The organism is Bradyrhizobium sp. MI1.11 (assembly GCF_055811255.1).
This window is the reverse complement of the sequence record NZ_JBVVPM010000088.1, coordinates 1-21,396: the sequence shown is the minus strand read 5'-3', so window position 1 is coordinate 21,396 and position 21,396 is coordinate 1. Positions and strand designations below refer to the sequence as shown.

The following is a 21,396-nucleotide window of genomic DNA, read 5'->3' as shown; positions in this document are numbered from 1 at the left end:
GGTAGGCCTCGTCGAGTCCTGGAGAGCTGATTCGCAGAGCCTGAGTATGGCTCCGAGCCCGGAATTACCCCATGTGTGAAAACGCCGAGCCTGCTATGATTCCCGCACTGGATCGGCGGGGGCTGGCATGGCTCGTTTCGTTCAAGGAGCTGATCGCGGGCAATCTACTTTGTTGCCGGAATGCCTGGACGACTGGGTTGCAGATGACAATCCGGTTCGCGTGATCGACGCCTTCGTTGCAGCCCTCGATCTGGCTGAACTTGGGTTCGGTGGCGTTGAGCCTGCCGGCACAGGTAGGCCGTCTTATCATCCGGCCGCGCTCTTAGGGCTCTACATTTACGGTTATCTCAACCGTGTCCATTCGAGCCGCCGGCTTGAGCGTGAAGCTGGCCGCAACGTCGAAGTGATGTGGCTGCTCGCCAGGCTTGCGCCCGATCACAAAACGATTGCCGATTTCCGCAAGGACAATGGTTCCGGCATCAAAAAGGTCTGCGCGCGCTTCGTCGAGGTGTGCCGCAAGATGGGCTTGCTCGCGACAGCCAGCGTTGCGATCGACGGCAGCAAATTCAAAGCAGTCAATAATCGCGATAAGAACTTCACGCGCGGCAAAGTCGAGCGGCGGCGCACGCAATTGGAGGAGAGTGTTGCGCGCTATCTCGCTCAGCTCGATACCGCCGACCGGCAGGAGCCGTCGGAAACACTGGAGTTAAAAAAGACGCGGATCAAAGAACGGCTCAAAAATCTGACCGTTGAAATGGCGAAACTCGCAGCGATTGAAAAACAGGTTCTGGCGTCGCCCGATCAGCAGATATCGTTCACTGATCCCGACAGCCGTTCGATGGCCACGAGCGGCCGTGGTTCTGGCGTCGTCGGCTACAATGTGCAGACGGCGGTCGATACAGAAAACCATCTGATCGTCGCGCACGAGGTGACAACAAGCGGCTCAGACCGGTCGCAACTTGCAAACATAGCCCGGCAAGCCAAAGCCGTTCTTGAGGCCGACACGCTCGTTGTTGTCGCCGATCGCGGCTACTTCAAGGGTGAAGAAATCGTGGCGTGCGAGCAATCTGGCATCACGGTGACTTTGCCCAAGCCGATGACATCGGGTGCGAAGGCTTCGGGACGCTTCGGCAAACAGGACTTTGCTTATCTGCCAAATGAGGATGTTTATCGCTGCCCTGCCGGTGAGAAACTCAAATATTATTATACCAACGACGAAGACGGCCAGAAGCTGCGCAACTATTGGACGAACGCCTGCAAAACCTGTCCACTCAAATCGAAGTGCACGCCGAGCCCACAACGCCGTATCAAGCGATGGGTGCACGAGGACGTTCTCGAACGCGCTCAGGCACGGCTCGACAAGAATCCAAACGCCATGCGCACACGCCGCGAGACCGTCGAGCATCCGTTCGGCACACTGAAGATGCGCATGGGCGCGACGCACTTCTTGTGCGTGACGCTGCCGAAAGTTGCGACCGAGATGGCGCTGTGCGTGCTCGGCTACAATCTGACACGCGTGCTGAACATCGTCGGGATGAAACCGCTGCTGGCGGCGGTGAGTGCGTGATACGGGCGTTGCCGCGCGCCGTTGCGGTTCATGGGGCGCGTAAAAGAGCCCCGACATTGCCTCAGGATGAGTTCTGGTCGAGCCGCCGTAAAACTTGCCCAAATTGATCGGACCGCGATAGCCTGAGTTCGACCGCGCCGGTCCGCGTCATGCAACAGCGTTTTTACACGACCAAGACCCAGACCAGACATCGGCATCCCACTTGGGTTGGGGCAAGGCTGAGGTAGGCGCATGCGGAACACGAGCCGCCCTCGGCGGCCCACTGCCGGCTAGCGACCACCGGGACACCCCGCCCGAGGACTCTGTTGTTGTCACGGCAGGTCTCCTGGCTCGCGGGTTCTTGCTGCTGTCTGGCCTTCCCGGCGCCGAGATTTTGCGCCAGTGACTCTGTCGACAGCGGCTCGCCGCTTACAGTTGCGGGGGCAGCGCCGGCTTTGGCTTTCGGCCGTACCGGCTTCCCTCTTAGCTCTCTATCTTGCGATTTGAGAGACCGTGGCAACTACATCTAGACGCCGTATTCGATTCTGTGTCAACAGACGGTTCGTCGTTGACGAAGCCTCCGTCCTTGGTCCAGCGGCGCTCGGCGACGTAATCCGAAAGATTTATTCACGCCTCGCGGATGCAGCCGTTCCGTTCGAAAGCCATCGAGCGCAGCATCGACGGCGGCAAGAACATTGGAAAGCTCGTCGAGGCGCGGCGCGACGTCGTGCGATCGCTTCTCCCTCGGTCGACATCTTAACCGGTGGGCCGAAGCAAACCAGCCACACGCAGAAAAGTTGGTCGTTCCTGAAAAGTTGGTCGTTCCTGGTGGTGGTGGAGCTCGGTAGAGCGAAGCCGCCCAGACGCACGCCCTCAATAGCGCCGTAGCGGGCGGGCGGCTTTGCGGTGCTCACCGGCAGTTCTCCGGTAGGATTGGGTTGCGACACGCCAAGGCAAGCGAGGAACCAGCGATGACCGACGACATGATGAACCTGCGCACGCTGGTAGGGAAGTCCCCCGACGCCGATCTGCTGCGCGAGATGATCGGCTTTGCCGCCCAGCGTCTGATGGAGCTGGAAGTGGGAGGCCAGACCGGGGCGGCCTATGGCGAGAAGAGCCCCGAGCGTCTTGCCCAGCGTAACGTTACCGGGACCGGATTTGGGAGACCCGCGCCGGTGCGGTTGAGCTGCGAATTCCCAAGCTGCGCAAGGGCTCCTACTTTCCAGGCTTTTTGGAGCCGCCCGCATGGCCGAGAAGGCGCTCACCGCCGTGGTTCAGGAAGCCTATGTGCAGGGCGTCTCGACCCGCTCGGTGGACGACCTCGTCCAGGCCATGGGCATGACCGGCATCTCCAAGAGCCAGGTCAGCCGACTGTGCGGCGAGATCGACGAGAAGGTGAAGGCGTTCCTCGCCGGCCCGATTGAGGGCGACTGGCCATATCTGTGGATCGACGCCGCCTACGTGAAGGTGCGCCAGAATGGCCGCATGGTATCCGTCGCGGTGATTGTCGCGGTCGGCGTCAATAGCGACGGCCGACGCGAGGCCCTCGGCATGGACATCGGCCCGTCCGAGGCGGAGACGTTCTGGACGGCGTTCCTGCGCAAGCTCGCCCGCCGCGGCCTGCGTGGCGTCAAGCTCGTCGTGTCCGATGCCCACGAAGGTATCAAGGCCACCGTAGCCAAGGTGCTCAATGCCAGCGGCAACGGTGCCGCGTCCACTTCATGCGTAACGCGCTGGCGCATGCCGGCAAGACTGGACGGCGTGTCGTCTCTGCCTTCATTTGTCACAACAGAAGCGGATCTCTCCGCGGAGGACAGGCTGGCTACAACTGGCAGTTCGGTCGGGCCATCTTTGGCGTCCAGGGTGACATCGCCGGTGTGGATGTGAAGGGCACCAGTCCCGGCCTCAGAATTGGGGCATCGTGCACGGCCAAGAGCGATTGGTTAGCCACCGTCACGGGTCGGGTCGGCGGTGTTGTTGCCGACCGGACACTTGTGTACGTCAAGGGAGGTGCGGCCTGGATGCAAACGGATCATAACTTCAGCGTCCCTGCCGGTTTCGGCGGAGCGGCTTCCGTGAGCTCCTCCAGCACGAGCTGGGGTTGGTTGCTTGGCTCGGGTGCGGAATACGCGTTCTCGCCCAAGTGGAGCGCATCTTATCGAGTATAGCTAGATTGAGTTTCGACAAGAAGAACATCGCGCTGGATGTCTCAGCCTTCGCAGGCGCACCCGCAATCGCTAACATTGACTTGAAGAACAAGCTGTCGGTGGCCAAGATTGGCGTGAAGTATAAGTTCGGCGGGCCAGCCGCCGGATGGTGTTGATTCTCAAGGCTCCGAAGGAAAGCCCCGCTCACGCGACGCTTTCTCTTTGGCATCTGACGTCCTTCAAAGAGCGATGCGGATGGCGGCTTGAGGTGACAACGGACATCAATGGAGCTCAGAGCATTAGGCCTACATAGCCGGGGAGGTGTTGCGCTCTGGGATAACGAAGCAGCGCCGCGACGCCGGCAACGGAAGTCGGCGTCGTGTTGGGAAGCGCCCACTCCAGATCCGGGTAGAAGTCGCATAGCTGCTCGACTCGTTCCTCGGCGTAAGGAAGTCCGCCTCGGCAGCGATGTCGAATGGCGCGCCGGCCCGATCGTCAATCCGTCCTACCGCCCTCGGACAAGGAAGAATTGCTCGATCATTGTGGACTACCCACGAGGACGTCGCCGACGACAAGGTGCTCGCGTGGCGGCTCTAGCGGAAATTCATGCGTCGCGTGATATGTGGCGAGCATCTCAATTATTTTGCCGACCCTGGGGTCTATTGCCCTAAATCCCTGTCGCTTGGCGCGCTCGAACAGCGCATCTAACGAGTGTCCAACGTCATGTTTCATCAGCTCTTGCTGCGTCCCGCCGCACCCGCTCAACAAGCAAGGGAGCTGCGAGAGGCCCTCGCGGCCGAGGAGCCGGCGCCAACCGCGACTCTGCCGATGTCTTCGATAGGGCCGGTTCGACGCATGCGGGAACGAAGGCGACGCCAACGCGATGCTGCACGGGGGCCAAGCGAGTTCGCCGTAACGAAGCTCCGTTCGCGAAGAGCGTATTTCTGGTTGAGCGCGATCAGACGGATCGAACGTTCGATAATGTTGTTGTCGAGCTCGATGCGGCGGCCATCATCGACAAAGCGCGTCACACCCTGAGAGCGAGATAACTCCAGCGGATGGTGGACGGCGAGCTTGGCATTTTGTCATCTAGCGCCAATGACCTTGCCCCCAAAGGTTTTATCCAGTTCTGAGTTCGTCCTTGCCGCTGGATTTGCCGTGTTGGGCGCCTGTGGCAGGTCGTGGCGAGCTCGGACGGGGTTCTCTATCTGAGCTGCGAGTGGGGTCGCGTATCGTTGTAGTCGGCCCGCCAGCATTCAAGCGCGACGCGGGCTTGGGCCAACGACGTGAACAGCGTCTCGTTCAAAAACTCATCCAGCAGCCGACCGTTAAAGCTCTGATGAACGCGTTCTGCATGGGTTTGCCCGCGCGATGTAAGTGCCACGCGACGCAGCTCTGGTTGGTCCATGCGAGAATGGCGCTGCTGGTGAGCTCGCTGCCGTTGTCGCTGACCACCATGCTGGGCTTGCCACTCTCAATCATCAGCCGGTCCAGTTCCCGCGCCACGCGGGTGCCGGAGAGCGAGGTGTCGGCCATCAGCGCCAGGCACTCGCGGGTACAATCATCGACGACGGAGGATGCGGAAGCGGCGGCCGCAGGTCAGTTGGTCCGACACAAAGTCGAGCGACCGCCTATCGTTCGGCATCATCGGAACCAGCATCGGCGCCCGGGTCCCGATCGCCCGCTTGCGGCCACCACGGCCTTCCATTTTGTAGATGCTGGCATCGCTGACACCATGCTCGCGGCAGAGATGGCGACCGGAACCCCGGCTTCATGCTCCTCCAAATGCCCATGATCTGTTCTTCCGTAAATCGCTTGCGTTTCATGCTCTGGTCCTCGTCTTGGGCCAGACCGAACTTCAAACTGGATTAACCCGGAGGGGCAAGGTCATCGCCGCCGACACTTCACCACCGGTCGATTCGAATGTGCGGACGCGGTTCTGTATCAAAAGTGGTAGGTTCGTTGTCCGCGGTTCTCAGCTAACTTTACTATAGCCCTTTTGTGAGTAGCACACGTGCAACAAACGGACATCGCAACATGCAGACTTCATCTAAGCAACTCATCGATCTGCAACCGCGGGAGAAAACACGACCAACCTACGCTGGGAGAGAAGAGTCCACCCAAAGAACGGAAGATGCAGCTCGCCACTGCCATCAAAAAGCAACGGAGCAGACCAACCGCAAGAAACAGGGTGCGGCTGATCACCGTACGCGTCTTGGGCAAGTTGCGGTTCATAGGAATAGCCCGATCAACTGCTCACTTCTTTGAGCGGAACTTGGAGACGGCGCGGTCGAACCGGCCTAGAGGGTCGATGTCAGTCATGACCCCTCGCTTAACGACGTTACACGGAACGATTTTGCGTCCGAAGTCTCAGGAGTGAGCGCAAATCTCAACAGTATTGCCTGGGGCGGACACGGGAGCTGCATTAGAGAGCGGCCGTCAGTTGCCGGCCTGTCGTCCAAAACAGCCGACGAAACGGGCAAGCAGATCGGACGAAGTATGGAAGAAGTCCCCGCGGTCCGCCTAGGTGGTGTTTGCAGGGAAGTTAGATCGAGGACGTTTTTTTGGGAGGCAATCTTGAGTGCAATGAACGGATTGACTTTCACCGAAGCCGGCTGGGAGAGAATAGCGCACCTGATGTTTGGCGGACCCGATCAGAAGGGCCCGACCAATCGGCACAACCCGGTGTTCGTGCACGGTGCGCCTTGGACGCGCTTACATACCGTCCTTGGCGTGATCTTCCAGAGGCCTCTTGGGGAATGGATAGCATTCCGCCGCTTCAGTGGATGCACCGGGAAGGGGTTTGGTGGCGTATCGTCCACTCCATATCCGACGAGCCGATTACAAATATCCGGTCGTCGATTCCGCCCTTGTCCGGGTGCATCAGCGGAGAACGGTGGTCTGAAGATCAGGCGCTTGGCCGTTCGGCGGGCGGTCCGAACACGAAGATACAATCGGCCCAGCGCAAAACACGCGGAGCAATCTGGCTCCCTGTGCCGTTCCGGATGCCCTAAAGAGCCCGTTCGCTCAGGCAATACGGCTCACAAATACCGCGAGCAGACCGTATGACTTGCCAATACCAACTTCAGCCTGCTCTCGCTCTCCGGCTCGATGCGATCGGAAGTCGGCCATGAGGCTCGCACGTGTGGTCGTCGGCTTGGTTCTTTTGGTCGGGGGGCTATACGTCATCGTTGGGGAGCACTTCTCTGGAACGTCGGCAGATGCGACCGTAAATGCACGGCTCTATATTGTTCGCGCCCCGATCGAAGGAAGAGTAAGCCTCTCCGTCAAAAGCATCGGAACGCGCGTCAACCCGGGGGAACTTGCGGCTGAAGTGACCGATGAACGATTCGATACCGCTCGACTTCTCGACCTCGAGCGCGATCGAGACAACCAACAAATCGAACTTAAACGCGTTGGGGGCCAGCGAGCCGCCCTCTCGCTGTCAAGGGCCGAGTTCGATGCGCAATCAACCGGGTATCAGCGCGGCCGAATCCGGCAGATCGAGGCGCGGATCGCAGAAACCAGAGCGGCCCAAGACGCATCTGCCGCGCGGCTGCGCGAGGCGGACGCGGAATTCAAGCGGGCCAACGAGCTGAGCAATCGCGGCGTGCAGACGGTAGCCAATCTGGGTCGGGCTCGTGCCACACTCGATGTGGCACAGCAAGAATTGGAGAGTGCACAGCAGCGTGTCAGTTACTTCGAAACGGAACTCGCCTCGGCCCGCGAGGGTGTATTCATCGCAGAGGCCTCCAGCGACGCTCCCTTCTCGATGCAGCGAATTCGGGATATCGACCTGCGACTGGCCGAACTGCATGTCGAGGAGGAGCAAGTGAAAGGCCGGATGGCCCACTTTGGTCGGCAAATCGATGCCGAGCGCCTGCGTGTCAATCGTTTGACCTCTGCCATACTAAACGCCCGAGTCTCCGGTTTGGTCTGGGATGTTCTGCTGGAGCACGGCGAGCACACACGGCGTGGTCAAGACCTCCTTAAGTTTGTCGATTGCAACAGCCTGATGGTCACAGCGGGCGTCTCCGAATCGCTTTACGATAGCCTTTCGGTCGGGGCGCCGGTTCAGTTCCGGTTGTTCGGCGACGAGCGGATTTTCGACGGGACCATCACCCGACTCGGCGGTTCCGGCGCGTCGTCACTCTATGCAAATCTGGCGGTAGGACCAAGTACTCAACATCTTGAACGGTTCGACGTCACTGTGACCGTGCCGGATCTTGCGCAGCAGCCCGATCTCAGCTGCGCTATCGGACGCACCGGACGCATCATCTTTTCGAGCGGACCAATTGCACAGTTCCGCCGATTTCTTACACGCTACGGCTTCTGATGCTCGTACTGTCACCACTACTGGCCGCATTGGCGGGAGCCGCCGTCATTCTCGGGCTCCGTTTGGCAGTCTTGCCACTGCTCAATCCAAGCAAGTGGTACTGGCGCACTCTGCTCCTGGGGCTGGCCACAATTTTATCCTGGCGTTACGTAAACTGGCGGTTCACCGATACTCTGAAGCCACTCGATTGGACCGCCGGCGCTTTGTTCAGCTGGGGCTTCGCGGTGCTCGAGGCGCTGACAGTGTTGTCTTCGTCCATCGGCTTCGTAATCCTGTCGCGTGTAAGGGAACGGACTGCTGAAGCAGATCGCCACGCCGGCTGGTGGGCGCCTGAAGAAATGCCACGGGTAGACATCTTCATCACGACCTACAATGAGCCGCTGGAGATTCTCGAGCGAACAGTGATTGGCGCCAAGGCCGTCAGATTCAACAAGCTTCGTGTCTTTGTGCTTGATGATGGCCGCAGGGATTCGCTCCGCGAAGCTTGCGAGCGGCACAGCGTCGGCTACATCGTGCGCTCCGACAATATGCACGCCAAGGCGGGAAACATCAATCATGCGCTCTCGGTGCGCGCCTTGGATACTGATCGGCCGGAATTCGTCGCCATCCTGGACGCCGATTTTGTTCCTCATCTCGATTTTGTAGAACGAACCTTGGCGCTGTTTCACGATCCGAGTGTCGGGCTGGTTCAAACGCCGCAGCACTTCTTCAATCCCGACCCGATCCAGCACAACCTGGGCATCAGCACCGGATATCCGGATGAGCAGCGCCATTTCTTCGATAACGTGGAGCCGGCGCGAGACGCTTGGGGAATCGCGATCTGCTGCGGTACCTCCTCCGTTATGAGGGTTCGAGCCATTGAGCAGATCGGCGGCATTGCGACGCAAAGTGTTACGGAAGACTTCCTGCTCACGCTGAAACTTGCAGAAAACGGATGGAAAACCGTTTATCTCAACGAGCCACTGAGCGAGGGGTTGGCTGCCGAGGGGCTCAAGGAATACATCGTCCAGCGGGGTCGCTGGTGCCTTGGTCTGACTCAGATTGTACGTAATTCATACAATCCTTTCGGCTCACACCGACTGGATTTGATGCACCGGATCAGTGTCATCGATTCATTTTTGTACTGGTCCACGACCTTTCCTTTCCGCCTTGCGAGTCTCATCTGTCCGCTGTTGTACTGGTGGCTCGGCATAACGATCGTGAACGCGTCATTGGTCGATATCACCAGATACTATGTTCCCTATTTTGCCATGGTCTTGGTGGCCTTGAATTGGCTTTCGAAGGGACTATTCATTCCCATAATCAACGATACGGCGCAGCTGATTGCTGCCTGGCCGGTCTGCCGGGCAGCTGCACTGGGTCTTTTGACGAGAGGACCTCACCAGTTCTCGGTCACGGCCAAAGGCGGCGACAGGACGAAGATTGTTGTCCAATGGGGGTTGATGCGACCATTCCTAATTCTGTTTGGACTGACTCTAGGTGGCTTGGTGGTGCCGCTGAATCCTGAACTTGTCTTCAATACTTCGTCGACATCCGGCGATGGCGTCGCCATTGTTTTGTTCTGGACGATCTACAACCTCTTCGTCCTGCTGATAGTGATCTTTGTGTGCATTGAGCGGCCTCGCCCCAATCGACCGCAGCGGCAGGTACCCGAGCCCATCACGTTAACGATTGGAGACGCCAGATACCGCGGCTGGTTGATCAATCTCAGTCCGGGCGGCGCGCGCATTAGCGGTCCGTCCGGACTTGTGGCAGGGGCGGCAGGGAAACTGAGCGTCCCCATCATTGGAGATGTCGACGCACATGTCGTTGCGTCAACCCGAGACGGCTATCGGCTCAGGTTTTCGCCAACAGCAACACAGCGGGCGCAGATCGTCGAAAAGCTGCACACGATCCAGGCCGTTCCGGGATCTGATCGCGGAGATATCGTGCGCATCATCCGCGAACTGGCACGGGCGCTAACCCATTAGGGAGACGTGATGACCAGGAGAAGACTAAATATACGCACCCTCGTGTTCTTTGGGGGCGCCACGCTGATGCTCGTTCCAGCCATGGTGACTGCAACGGTGTATACCGCGGCCCTACAGCAACGCGGCGAGCAGCTGCAGGTAGACAAGCTGACGACTCGCGGCCAACTAAGCGCTAATCTGCTGGCGCGCCGCCTCTACGGTGTTTGGATGGACGTGGCCCGGCTCGCTGACCTGATCGATCCGACCGATCTGGCAAGCGCCCACGAACACATCCAGTTCCTAAGCCGGCTGGATGGCCGCTATTCCTGGCTCGGCATTGCAGATCTTGAGGGCAAGGTGCTGGCGGCCAGGGATGGAATGCTCGAAGGCGAGAGCGCCGCGCAGAGATCATGGTTCAAACGCGGCATTGCGGGGCCCGCTGCCATCGACGTTCACGAGGCACAGCTCCTGGCGAGCTTGTTGCCGGTGTCTCCTGAACCGTATCGCTTCATCGACTTGGCTGCTCCACTGCGGCACGCAGGTTCGATTGCCGGCGTGGTCGGTGCCCATCTGAATTGGAGCTGGGTAGGTGAGGGGATGACGGCTTTACAGGCGCCCGGAATCGAGGTGCTGCTGCTTTCGCGCAACCGAACAGTCTTGTTTGGTCCACCTGAGCTCGCCAACAAGCCCCTCAACGTCGGCTCCGCCCTGGCAGCCAGCCGGCTCACCACCGCGTTTCTCAGCGAGCTATGGCCTGACGGCAAGGAATACTTTGTCGTGATCGTCCCAACCATTGGATTTGCAGACCTCCCAAGCTTCGGGTGGTCTCTTCTGGTACGGCAGAATGCCAACCAGGCCATGGCGCCGGTCCGTGAATTGATCCGGTCGTTCTGGATCATTCTCGGCGCGGGCGCGGTGGCGGCTCTGGCGCTGCTCTTTTGTGCCGCCCAATGGCTCAGAACACCTCTGCGTCGGCTCTCGGAGTCCGCCGAGGCTATCGTGCTCGATTCCGCCGCCCGCCCGCCATATCAGGAAACCCGGTTTGATGAAGCCGCACGGCTAAGCGACGCACTGGTCAGGATACAGTCGAAGCTGATGAGCGCTTGGCCCGTCAGTTGACGACTTAAGGGCAGAAGCACGACTTGACTCATAATCCGGGTGAGGGCCTCGGAGCGTACATTCAGCCGAGTCTCCAGGGCATCGCTAACTCTTGGTTACGGCTTAGCCGGTGAAGCGGCGGCTGTTGTGGGCTGACGGTCGGTCGGTTTGGCGATCACCTCGATCTCATCGCTGAATGTTAGATCAAGGACAGGCTTTGGGAACTGCTGGTGCGGATTGAGACCGCGCAGCGTTTCTGCTCCGCCTCGCCGACTCGCCTGGTTAGACTGACAGCGGGAATCTGAAGAAGGTTCTCGAACCTGAACGCGTCGTCTCACTCATGCGGACGTCTGGTCACATCTTCAGCAACAGCCGTGCGGCCGGATTCGCGAAGTAGCGCGGGAATAGCGCCGGCTGGTTTGGCACCACTGAACAGATAGCCTTGTCCTTCGGTGCAACCATTGGCCGCTAGAAACGTCAGCTGGCCTGCGTCTTCGATGCCCTCGGCTGTGGTCTTCAAGCCAAATCCTTTTGCAAGGCCAAGGATAGCACGAACGATCACCCGGCTGTCAGGACTGTTGTTCAGATGCGAGACGAAGCTGCGGTCTATCTTGATCTTGTCGAGCTGAAACGAAAGCAGCTGGCTGAGCATAGCATAACCTGTTCCAAAATCGTCAAGTGCGATGCGGACGCCAGCTTGACGGAGCTCATCGATTACGGTCTTAGCAGCCGCGGTGTTTTCCAGGAGGGCGCTCTCCGTAATTTCAACCTCCAGGCGGTGCGGACTGAACCCGGTTTGGCGAAGGATCGATAGAATGCGTTGTGCAAGCGCGGGATCGAGCAATTGAATGGGCGAAATATTGAAGGCAAGCGTAAACGTCTGCGGCCATCCGTTGGCATCGAAACAGGCGCGTCGAAAAAGCTGATCTCCAAGAGCGTTGATGAGACCTACTTCTTCTGCAATCGGAATAAACACATCTGGCGGAATATGCCCCAAGCTCCTATTTTCCCAACGCGCCAGGGCTTCGAATCCGATGATGCAATTCTGTGTTAACGAAACCAACGGCTGGTAGTGAAGCTCGATAATGTCGGCCGTGATAGCGCTGCGAAGCTCTCGCTCGATCTGGATGCGCCGCTCGACATGGATGTCCATCTCTGGTTCAAAAAAGCGAATACAGCACCTGCCATTGCCTGGTATCGGACTCAGTGCACGTTCTGCGCGCCTGATCAATTCGTCCAAATTGAGACCGTCCTTTGGGGCGATCGCGACGCCAATTCCAACACCCAACTCGGCTGCCCCCGTCTTCGCCGCGAAACTGTAGGGAGCGGACCCCACAATTCGGCGCGCCAGATTGGCAGGATCCTCGAGGGAGCGAATATCTGGCAGCACTATCCCGAATTCCTCCCCTCCAATTCGCGCCAGGACGCAATCGTCGCGCAAGAGGTTCGCGATGCCCTTGGCAAACTCGCACAGTGCGTTGTCAGCCGCCGCGCGGCCATGCGTGTCCTTTATCCTCCTCAAGCCACCCAAGCTAACCATCAGGACGGCCACTTGGTGGGTGTTGCCCGCGAGGCCAAGACACGAACTAAGTGTTTCATCAAATGAGCGGCGATTAGGGAGGCTGGTCAATGGATCGTATCGAGCCAGATCGTGCGCTTCTCCTTCAGCAAGGCTTCGCGCCTTGGTTTCGCGGGCGAGATCGCGAAAGCGACGAACACTAAAGATTGTCAGCGCGATGCTCACGGAGCAGGAGATGAACAGAATGAAAGAGATGTCGTCGATTGCGGAACCCGCGGAGTCGCGTTCCAGCTTGGACAGGTGAGGGCCAAGGTGATAGGCGTGCGCAAAGACCGACACGAGAACGACGAGCGCCAACAGAACGATCAAATCCCTTGTGGCAGAACCAGGCCAAACGAACCGATCGGCGCGCAAAAAGCGCGATCGTGGAGATGACAAACTCATGACACGAACCTTCGCTGACCCGACCGTTCCAATGAGGTTCTTACAGCGTAAGTGCTAACCGAACGCACCTCTGCGCCGGTTGCCGAAACAACTCGCGCGACGCTTCGCAAGCGGCCGTGTAAACGCGCCGTCGGATCGCGATAACGGCTCCCCGCAACGTGGCTAGCAACCGGCGTGCCAGTTCGTACGTGATTAACCCGAATTCATAAGTGGCGAGTCGAGGCGCCGCGTGGGTTTGCGGGCCCTGCGGCGCGCGAGGATGCATGCCTGGAACGGGAGGTGTTTTCGTGCTACGGTTGATGCCGTGGATTGTTTATCGACTGGCTGTGCCACTCGCGTGATTCGTCTCGGTCTAACGGCGCTCTCGCAACCGCAGAGCGACCGACAGTCCACGTAAGCGAGTACAGGTATCATTATGGGAGACGTTCTGCATATGAGCACCAACGTTGCGGTGCACGAGCCGCCCGACCCACTGCGGCTGGTCACACAGGTGTATATGAGCCTTCTCCTCATCACCTTTGCTCTGATGCCCGCGCCCTTGATCGCCTACCTGTATTTCCAGCAGGATCGTACGCTAAAGTTTGAAAATCATCTGTTCCACGAATTTGCGATCGCCGTCGCCGCCCTTGAAGGGATGTTCGTCGCTTATGTGACGTGGCGTTGCTACCGGTCTTCCGGCGAACCTCTGTTGCGTTGGTTAACGCTTGGATTTCTAGGCTTCGTGCTGATCTATTCGCCGCACGGCGTCTTCACCGGTATGGCACACCGCAACATTTGGCTGTTTCTGCTCTATGGACCCGCATCGCGTCTCGCGATGTCGATTCTGCTCTTCGCTGGGTTGCTCAGCTACAATCACCCGTCAGACGACGTCCAGAAGCGTTCGGATGCGCGCGCATGGCGGATGTGGATTGGCCTGTTCCTGGCGATGGACATAGCCGTCGCTTTAATCGCCTACTCCCCGTATGCGGCACACCCGGCGGTACGCTTGTCCATGGAGGGCGGCGCCCTTGTGTTCAGCGCGCTGGACGTCGCCGTCATGCTTATGCGACGGATTTACTCACCACTTATGCTTGTTTTCGGCATTTCGGTCGCGTGGTTTGCAATATCGTCGCTCGCATTCATTGTGGCAACGCCCTGGAATCACATGTGGTGGCTCGCCCACGCGATCTTTGCCGGCGGGTTTTTCCTTCTCAGCTATGGAGTTGTCCAGGCTTTCCGAACGACGCAATCATTCTCGATCATCTATAGCCAGGAACAAATGATGGCCCGGCTAGCCGAGTCGATGGCCGACACTCAAAGGGCGCTACGGCAGCTGAAACTGAGCAATCAGACGTTGGAACGCCTTGCCGCCACCGACCCGCTGACCGGCGCCGGAAATCGGCGCCACTTCATCGAGCATATCGGCGCCGAGATCGCGCGGGCCAAGCGAAGCGGTGCTCCGTTATCTCTGCTGTCGCTTGATCTCGACCATTTCAAGGACATCAATGACTCACGTGGCCACAGTGTTGGCGATGAGGTCCTCCGAGGGTTCGTCCGGAAGTCTCTGGAGGCGATCCGCCCTTACGACTCTGTCGCACGGGTAGGCGGCGAAGAATTCATGGTGTTGCTACCCGGGGCGACGCTCGATACTGCCTACGCGGTAGCCGAACGCCTTCGGTCGACCATCGAAGGCACTGCATTCGATGTCGGAGCCCAACCGTCGGTCGGGGTTACGATCAGTGTTGGTGTCTCGGAGTTCGGGCGCGATGGAGATACGCTCGACGGGTTCCTGAACATTGCCGATCAGCGGCTCTATCGCGCAAAACATGAAGGTCGCAATCGAGTCATTGTCGCGTAAGGCTTCGTTCATCCGCGCGATAGCCTCAGGCGGACCGCGCCGCCACTACGGTTCCCGCCATCGTACTTCAGATCAGTGCGTCGTAGCCGCGTGCACCGCGCATTAGCCCATCACAAACAGCAAGGCATTCCATACTACCGACGAAATTCGAAGGGCTTTCCGCATGGCGGCCGAGTCTCGCTTGAAGAACCACAGTGGCCGACGAACTTCATCAAAGATGAACTCAGGCCCCTTTCGACGACGATCCGGGGATCGCAGTCCACAAAGCCCACTCGCGCGAGGCACGACCATCCGGCTCCCGGATAGGGATGTGAAGAAGGTCACGACCTGATGGTAGCTGATAGGGCGATTTGAGATGCTTCATGATCTGCTCGCGTCGCCGCCGGAATTGTTCACGGCGGGATCCTTATTAGCCCCGCTTCTGCCATTCCACTTGAACGCCGCACCGAATCCGCCCGCCTTCGTGTAAAGCTTCGGACATCAGTGTCCGCAACCAGACGCAGCGATGATCTAGGATGTTGGTGATCGCCATCGATCCCAGTTCGGGGGACCTGCGAGCTGGCCAACCAGTCTCGACATAACCGTCTAAAACGACAAATGATCGAGAGATCCGCCCTTTAAGACGCTGATATGGCCCTCGTTTCGTAAGCGTCGTTCTCAAGTCACGGCTTCAATCTCATGATGGAATAGGCCCACGGAAGCAGCTGATCGATGTCGCTGTTTGAATGGCCGCTGACGATTCGGGCGAGGGCGTCGGTCAGGTAAGCGAGCGGATCGAGGTCGTTCAGCTTACAGGTTTATGCCGCCCGCCGAACTATGCCGAACGGGTTTGGTATGGCACGCCGTTGTCACGCTGGTACGCGTCGATGGCGTGCACGGCAGCCCCATTCCATTCGGCATAGTTTGGTCGTTCAGAGCGCCTCCAGAAAGGCGAGCAGGCGGTCGTTCGGCTGGAACCGGGTTCGCTTGCCGCGCTCGTACGGCTTGAGCTTCGCCAGGGCAGCTTCCTTGAGGACGAGGTGGGCGTGCAGGTACGTCTGCGTCGTCTCGACCGATTCATGACCGAGCCATAGCGCGATCACGGAGCAGTCGACGCCGGCTTGCAGCAGCTCCATCGCAGCGCTGTGCCTCAGCACGTGCGGTGACACGCTCTTGGCCTTCAAAGATGGGCAACTCTTGTGAGCGACACGAACATGATTTCCCAGGAGCGACTGGACGCTGTCGGCACTGAGCCGGCGCCCGTGCACGTTGGGGAACAACGCTGTTGCTCCTTTCCGTTACGGTTCCTTGAGCCATGCCTGGAGCGCACACCGAGCGAGTGTGGTCAGCGGAGTGGTCCGCTCCTTCCGCCCTTTACCGACGCATCGTACGTGTGCGCCAGACCCGCGGTGGACGGCATCCCGGTCAAGGCCAGTCAGCTCGGAGAGGCGTAAGCCCGTCTGGGCCGCGACCAGCAGCAAGGTGTGATCGCGGCGGCCAAGCCACGTCGTTCGATCGGGCGCGGCGAGAACCGCCTCGATCTCGGGGCGCGTCAGGAAGTGCACCTGTCGCTTATCGTGGCGCTTGCTCGGTATGGCGAGCACGCGCTGGATCAGCGCACTGTGTGCCGGCTCCTCGAAGGACACGAACCTGAAGAAGGATCGGATAGCGGTCAGACGCAGGTTACGCGTCTTCGCGCTCGCGCCGCGCTTTACCTCGAGATCGGTTAGGAACGCGCCGATGAACGTTGCGTCCAAATCGGCGAGCATCAGGGCCGATGGGGGCTTCCGGGAGCTGCACCTGTGCGAACATGAATAGCAGCCGGAACGTGTCCCTGTAGGAGGCGATCGTGTTGCCGCTGACGTTGCGCTGGCGCATGAGGCGCTCGGTGAAGAAGCGCTCGATCAACGTGGCGACATTGCAGGCGGGCTTCATGGCGTCACCTCCCACCGCCGATCGAGACGCCGCGCCGCTTCTTCCATCAACTCGGGGCAGGCCGAGAGATACCAGTAGGTATCACGCACGCAGGCGTGGCCGAGGTAAGTGGAGAGCACTGGGAGTTGCTGCTCGACGTCCTTGCCTTCGCGATACCAGTCGAGCAGCGTCCGGATGGCGAAGCGATGACGGAAGTCGTGCACGCGTGGCCCGGTACGATCACCTGGGCGCCGCAGCCCGATCTCTCGGGACAATCGCCAGAAGACGCGATGAACGTACTGGTGCAGCAAGCGGCCTCCCTGTTCGGCAACGAAGAAGGTCGAGCCGCGGCGTGATCCAAGCATCGCGTCGCGCCGGTGGGCGTAGTCGCGCAACGCGGTTCTCGTCGTCGGATGCAATGGCACGAGCCGCGACATGCCGAACTTGGTCAGCCGGACCGTCAGCACCCCGGCGTCGAGGTCGACGTCATCACGCTCCAGGCCCATCGCCTCGGATATACGCATGCCCGTCACCGCGATCAGCCCGAACAGGGTATGGTAGGTCCATCGGCGCAGCCCGCCCGCTGGCGGCAGAGCCAGCGCTGCCGTCAGCAACGCATCGATCTCCGCGTCGCTGTAGACATAGGGCTTGGCGCGCTTCCATCCGGGCAGCATGCCGACGGGCGGTACCTCCGTTCTCAGATCGAAGTTGGCGACATGGCGCGCGAACCCGCGCACGTCGCTCAATCGCAGCGCCCAGGATGCATGACGATCGGGCGGCAGCGTTGAGAAGCTCGGTAGCGAGACTGTGTCGGAAGATATGGGCGCCGCGGTGTGCGCAACCTTCGTTTCCAACGCGATCGAGGGCGGCCTTGGCGATCATGGTGATCGCACATCCGGAAGCAAACCCGATGTGCGGCGCGAGTGTGCGGACGAACAACCGTCGGCACGACGACTTTGGGCGGCCACTGCGCAGATATGCAATGATGGCCGCGCCAACGTCTGGCGGTATCGGCATCCGTGCACGCTGTCGGCCCTTGGCGCGAACGAGTATCTCGCTGGCGCGCCAGTCGATATCATCCAGCGTGAGCGTCGCGACCTCGTCGGCCCGCAGGCCGAGCTTGGCCAGCAACAACAGAATGGCGTAGTCGCGCCGTCCCATCACCGTCTTTCGGTCGCAACCATCGAGAGCCTTCCGCACCTGTGCGGCAGGCAGATAGGTCGGCAGAGTTGCGAGCTTCCATCGCCGCATCGATGGAACGCAACCCGCCAACAGGCGCGCGTTCAGCCCCCGATGGTGGAGGTAACGGAGAAAGGCGCGCAACGACCAGCACATCGCCTTGCCTGTTCCCGGGCTCCAATCCTGGGCGTGGCGCTCAATGTAGCGGATCACGTCCTCTTGGTTGATCTTGCACAGGGCGGCGGTGCCGCCGGAGCACACCTCGTGCAGGAACCCGCGGATGACCGGGAGATGGCGGGCGATGGACCTCGGGGCCAAGCCGCGCTCTGATCGTAAGCGGGGCTGCGAGGCCCATCAGATTGTTTGTGCGTAGACCTATGAGCGCCGTTAGAAGAGTCATCTTCTGCAAGGGTGCTCACAATGGACGACCATTCGGACGACATAAGACGACCGTTGTCACCGCGCATAGAAGTGTATGCCGGCGGCGGCCGGAAACAGTGGCCAGATGATTTGAAGGCGCAGATCGTCGCGGACAGTCTCGAACCGGGCGCGATCGTAACAGATGTCGCACGTCGCCATGGCTGCCGGCCCCAGCAGGTGCATGACTGGCGGCGCCGGGCGCGTTCAGGTCAACTGGTGCTGCCAACTGCGGGGGGAGCACTGTCGTTTGTGCCGTTGGTGTCGGAATCGTCGCCATCGGTGGTTGCAGCTCCTTCCGGGTCGGCGGAGGCAGCCGTTGTGACGGTTGAGCTCCATGGGGCACGAGTTGAGGTGCGAGGGACGCCTGGCCTTGCTGTGTTGAGTGATGTGTTTTTTGCGTTGCGCCGGACGCGTTCATGCTGACGGCTCCCGCTGGCCTCATGATTTATGTTGCGACCCGACCTGTAGACTTCAGGAAGGGCGCAGATGGCCTGGCGCTGTTGGCGAAGGCGACGCTGGGCCACGATCCGATGAAGGGCGTGGCGGTGGTCTTCCGTGCGAAGCGCGCTGATCGGGTGAAGATTGTTGTCTGGGATGGCAGCGGCCTTGTGATGTACTGGAAGCGGCTCGATGGCAGCGGCTTCAAATGGCCTCCCATCGTGGCCGGCGTCATGCGAATGAACGCCGCGCAGTTGTCCGCGCGTCTGGCCGGCATGGATTGGACACGCATGCATGCGCCTCGAATCCCGCAGCCGAAAGCGCTTGCGTAGGACATAAAATCTTCGCTGCATCGGCGCGCAAAGCATGACAGACTCGGGCCGATGAGTGATTTGCCTGATGAGCTGCCGAGCGATCCAGCCGAGTTGCGTACCTTTGCCGCGGCTCTGCTGGATCGCTGCGCCAGGCTCGAGCGGTTGCTCAAGCTTGCAAAAGACGCGCAGTTCGGTCGATCCTCGGAAAAGCTTGACGCTGATCAGCTCCAGCTTGTTCTGGAGGATATCGATCAGGCTGTCGCGGCTCTCGAGGCAGCCGAGGACCGCGCCAATCCCAAAGCACGCGAGAAGAGAGCTGCCGAGCGCAGGGCCAATCGTGGCAAGCTGCCGGAGCATTTGCCGCGCATGATCGAGACCCTGATGCCCACTGCAACCTGCTGCCCGTGCTGCGCAGGCGACCTTTTTGAGATCGGTCACGATGAGAGCCAGAGGCTGGACGTCGTACCGGCGCAGTATCGCGTCATCGTCACCCGCCGCCCCAAACTGGCTTGCCGCGCCTGTCACGGCGTCGTCCTCCAGCATGCTGCTCCCGAGCGATTGATCAGGGGAGGACTGCCGACCGAGCGGCTCGTCGCGCATGTGATCGATGCCAAGTATCATTGGCATTTGCCGCTTTACCGCATGGCGACGCACGGAATAGCGCTGGATCGTTCCACGCTCGCCTTCTGGGTTGGCTAGGGCGCCCAGGAATTGAAGCCCTTGTGGCATCGTCTGCGTCAGCTTGTGCTCGCCTCTTCGAAGCTCTGTGTCGACGAGACCCCCGCACCGGTATTGGATCCGGGGCGCGGCAGGACCAAAACCGGCTACTTCTGGACGCTGTCACGCGATGACAGGCCCTGGGCCGGACCTGACCCACCTGGTGTGGTTTACGCCTATGCACCGGGCCGTGGGGCCGTCCATGGCTTGAGGCTGCTCGAAGGCTATCGCGGCATCATCCATTGCGACGGCTATCAGGCTTACAAGACCATGACCCGAGAGACGCGTGCGGACGCCTTGTCCGGGACGCTCGCCTTCTGCTGGTCGCATCTGAGGCGCCAGTTTGTGAAGATCGAGCGCGAGGCCGCTCCGGCGCCAGCTCCGGTTGCGCGCGAGGCTCTTGAGCGCATCGCCCAGCTTTACGCGGTCGAGAAAGCGCTCCGCGGCCGATCGGATGCCGAGCGCCGTGCTGGCAGGCAGGCGCATGCCCGATCTCTGGCTACAGCCTTGAAGCAGTGGTTTGAGGCCAAGCTTGATCACCTTGCACAGAAGAGCGACACGGCGAAGGCCCTGCGCTACGCGCTGCATCATTGGGACGGTTTGACGCTCTATCTTGATGACGGGCGCATCGAGATGGACACGAATGCTGTCGAGCGTGCGATGCGGTCGATCAAGCTCAACGCCAAAAACTCCCTGTTTGCCGGTTGCGACGAGGGCGCCGAGAATTGGGCAGTTCTCGCTTCGTTGATCGAGACCTTAAGCTCAATGGCGTCAGTGCCGACCACTGGCTCGCTGATGTTCTCGCGAAGCTTGTCAATGGTTGGCCTGCGGCGCGACTGGACGAACTGCTCCCTTGGGCATCGATCTACACGATGCATGCACACGTTCCGAGGCTGGCGGCATGAGCCTGAACAGGACCGCGGTCCGGATCAAGGTGACCCTCAAGGACGTAACCGGAGGTCGTGCGTCGCCTTGTCGTACCCGTCACCCTGCGCCTCGACCGGCTGCATTTGACGCTTCAGGAGGCGTTTGGCTGGACGAACAGCCACCTCTTCGAGTTCTTCGCTGGTGAGGCACATTGGGGGATTCCCGACCCCGACAATGATTACGGCCACCAGCCCATGGATGCTCGTAAAGCGCGGCTTTGCGATATCGTTCGAGAGACCGGCGCCAAGACCATCCACTATCTCTATGACTTCGGCGACAGCTGGGACCATGTGATCAAGCTCGAAAAAAGGTTCGACAACACCACGACGGAGGGCATGCCCTTCCTGCCCGAGGCCGCCGGTGGTTGTCCTCCGGAACACGTCGGTGGTGCGCCAGGCTATGCCGAATACCTCGACGCCATCAGCGACCCTGCTCATCCGGAGCACGACAATATGCGCCGCTGGGGCCCGGAGCGGTTCGATCCCAACGTGATCGACCGGAAGGCCCTATGCGTGCCTGAAGTCCATCAAGCCACGCGCCAAGGCGGTATCGCGAGCGATCAAGATGAGTCACGCAGGAACGGGCGCCATGGATGATCATCCGGCGCAGATATCGATTGCCGCGCTTGCTTA

At 60.0% G+C, this 21,396-nt stretch carries 11 protein-coding genes, 9 pseudogenes and 1 riboswitch; of the genes and pseudogenes, 12 read left to right on the top strand and 8 right to left on the bottom strand.

Going from position 1 to position 21,396, the window contains the following annotated elements:
- The first annotated feature begins 127 nt into the window (after positions 1-127).
- The 4 genes and pseudogenes from AC0L30_RS40250 (at position 128) to AC0L30_RS40235 (ending at position 3,869) form a co-directional block, all read left to right on the top strand.
- Positions 128-1,567, top strand: a complete 1,440-nt coding sequence (locus AC0L30_RS40250) for an IS1182 family transposase (protein WP_247479016.1) — start codon at positions 128-130, stop codon at positions 1,565-1,567.
- A gap of 298 nt (positions 1,568-1,865) precedes the next feature.
- Positions 1,866-2,077, bottom strand: a riboswitch (cobalamin riboswitch).
- A 440-nt stretch (positions 2,078-2,517) separates the two neighbouring features.
- Positions 2,518-3,327: pseudogene (locus AC0L30_RS40245) on the top strand (IS256 family transposase); the annotation flags it as partial.
- A complete protein-coding gene (locus AC0L30_RS40240) occupies positions 3,325-3,714 on the top strand; it encodes an outer membrane protein (protein ID WP_473308850.1) in 390 nt (129 codons plus the stop codon). The pseudogene AC0L30_RS40245 and the gene AC0L30_RS40240, both read left to right, overlap by 3 nt.
- Before the next feature lie 5 nt (positions 3,715-3,719).
- Entirely contained in the window at positions 3,720-3,869 is a 150-nt protein-coding gene (locus tag AC0L30_RS40235; RefSeq protein WP_473308837.1) for a hypothetical protein, read from the top strand.
- A gap of 756 nt (positions 3,870-4,625) precedes the next feature.
- Here the strand turns inward: AC0L30_RS40235 and AC0L30_RS40230 are convergent.
- Together AC0L30_RS40230 and AC0L30_RS40225 are read right to left on the bottom strand one after the other, a co-directional pair.
- Positions 4,626-4,727: pseudogene (locus AC0L30_RS40230) on the bottom strand (IS66 family transposase); the annotation flags it as partial.
- Positions 4,721-5,392, bottom strand: a pseudogene (locus AC0L30_RS40225) (integrase core domain-containing protein); the annotation flags it as partial. The pseudogenes AC0L30_RS40225 and AC0L30_RS40230, both read right to left, overlap by 7 nt.
- Before the next feature lie 1,431 nt (positions 5,393-6,823).
- Between AC0L30_RS40225 and AC0L30_RS40220 the strand changes: the two are divergent.
- From AC0L30_RS40220 to AC0L30_RS40210, 3 genes are read left to right on the top strand one after another with little or no spacing between them, the layout of a single operon-like run.
- Positions 6,824-8,029, top strand: coding sequence for an HlyD family secretion protein (locus tag AC0L30_RS40220; RefSeq protein WP_473308836.1), 1,206 nt, complete (start codon positions 6,824-6,826; stop codon positions 8,027-8,029).
- A complete protein-coding gene (locus tag AC0L30_RS40215) occupies positions 8,029-9,999 on the top strand; it encodes a glycosyltransferase (RefSeq protein WP_473308835.1) in 1,971 nt (656 codons plus the stop codon). Before AC0L30_RS40220 ends, AC0L30_RS40215 begins: the two co-directional genes overlap by 1 nt.
- 9 nt (positions 10,000-10,008) lie before the next feature.
- A complete protein-coding gene (locus tag AC0L30_RS40210; RefSeq protein WP_473266590.1) occupies positions 10,009-11,097 on the top strand; it encodes a PDC sensor domain-containing protein in 1,089 nt (362 codons plus the stop codon).
- A gap of 313 nt (positions 11,098-11,410) precedes the next feature.
- On the opposite strand, the gene AC0L30_RS40205 is transcribed toward AC0L30_RS40210, so the two are convergent.
- Entirely contained in the window at positions 11,411-12,952 is a 1,542-nt protein-coding gene (locus tag AC0L30_RS40205) for a putative bifunctional diguanylate cyclase/phosphodiesterase (RefSeq protein ID WP_473406571.1), read from the bottom strand.
- A 520-nt stretch (positions 12,953-13,472) separates the two neighbouring features.
- Between AC0L30_RS40205 and AC0L30_RS40200 the strand changes: the two genes are divergently transcribed.
- The gene (locus tag AC0L30_RS40200; RefSeq protein WP_473256137.1) at positions 13,473-14,876 is read left to right on the top strand and encodes a GGDEF domain-containing protein; all 1,404 of its coding nucleotides are present in this window, start codon (positions 13,473-13,475) and stop codon (positions 14,874-14,876) included.
- A gap of 662 nt (positions 14,877-15,538) precedes the next feature.
- Here AC0L30_RS40200 and AC0L30_RS40195 read toward each other — a convergent pair.
- The 4 genes and pseudogenes from AC0L30_RS40195 to AC0L30_RS40180 all read right to left on the bottom strand — a co-directional run.
- Positions 15,539-15,673, bottom strand: a pseudogene (locus AC0L30_RS40195) (transposase domain-containing protein); the annotation flags it as partial.
- Between the two features lie 114 nt (positions 15,674-15,787).
- Positions 15,788-16,790: pseudogene (locus tag AC0L30_RS40190) on the bottom strand (tyrosine-type recombinase/integrase).
- Complete coding sequence (locus tag AC0L30_RS40185) at positions 16,787-17,506, bottom strand: tyrosine-type recombinase/integrase (RefSeq protein WP_473308849.1); 720 nt, start codon at positions 17,504-17,506, stop codon at positions 16,787-16,789. Before AC0L30_RS40185 ends, AC0L30_RS40190 begins: the two are co-directional and overlap by 4 nt.
- 97 nt (positions 17,507-17,603) lie before the next feature.
- Positions 17,604-17,930: pseudogene (locus AC0L30_RS40180) on the bottom strand (tyrosine-type recombinase/integrase); the annotation flags it as partial.
- Positions 17,931-18,368: 438 nt separating this feature from the next.
- Here AC0L30_RS40180 and tnpA point away from each other — a divergent pair.
- The 4 genes and pseudogenes from tnpA to AC0L30_RS40160 form a co-directional block, all read left to right on the top strand.
- Positions 18,369-18,791: an IS66-like element accessory protein TnpA gene (gene tnpA, locus AC0L30_RS40175; protein ID WP_473308833.1), complete on the top strand. Its 423-nt coding sequence runs from the start codon at positions 18,369-18,371 to the stop codon at positions 18,789-18,791.
- The gene (gene tnpB / locus AC0L30_RS40170; RefSeq protein ID WP_473308832.1) at positions 18,785-19,138 is read left to right on the top strand and encodes an IS66 family insertion sequence element accessory protein TnpB; all 354 of its coding nucleotides are present in this window, start codon (positions 18,785-18,787) and stop codon (positions 19,136-19,138) included. Before tnpA ends, tnpB begins: the two co-directional genes overlap by 7 nt.
- A 51-nt stretch (positions 19,139-19,189) precedes the next feature.
- Positions 19,190-20,742: pseudogene (tnpC, locus tag AC0L30_RS40165) on the top strand (IS66 family transposase).
- Positions 20,743-20,799: 57 nt separating this feature from the next.
- Positions 20,800-21,207, top strand: a pseudogene (locus AC0L30_RS40160) (plasmid pRiA4b ORF-3 family protein); the annotation flags it as partial.
- Between the two features lie 64 nt (positions 21,208-21,271).
- Here AC0L30_RS40160 and AC0L30_RS40155 read toward each other — a convergent pair.
- A pseudogene (locus tag AC0L30_RS40155) lies at positions 21,272-21,396 on the bottom strand (IS110 family transposase); the annotation flags it as partial.

Excerpts from the sequence above, each read along its gene's own strand:
- tnpB (WP_473308832.1), top strand. The coding sequence starts at position 18,785 with ATGCTGACGGCTCCCGCTGGCCTCATGATTTATGTTGCGACCCGACCT.
- AC0L30_RS40200 (WP_473256137.1), top strand. The coding sequence starts at position 13,473 with ATGAGCACCAACGTTGCGGTGCACGAGCCGCCCGACCCACTGCGGCTG.
- AC0L30_RS40215 (WP_473308835.1), top strand. The coding sequence starts at position 8,029 with ATGCTCGTACTGTCACCACTACTGGCCGCATTGGCGGGAGCCGCCGTC.
- AC0L30_RS40210 (WP_473266590.1), top strand. The coding sequence starts at position 10,009 with ATGACCAGGAGAAGACTAAATATACGCACCCTCGTGTTCTTTGGGGGC.
- tnpA (WP_473308833.1), top strand. The coding sequence starts at position 18,369 with ATGGACGACCATTCGGACGACATAAGACGACCGTTGTCACCGCGCATA.
- AC0L30_RS40250 (WP_247479016.1), top strand. The coding sequence starts at position 128 with ATGGCTCGTTTCGTTCAAGGAGCTGATCGCGGGCAATCTACTTTGTTG.
- AC0L30_RS40220 (WP_473308836.1), top strand. The coding sequence starts at position 6,824 with ATGAGGCTCGCACGTGTGGTCGTCGGCTTGGTTCTTTTGGTCGGGGGG.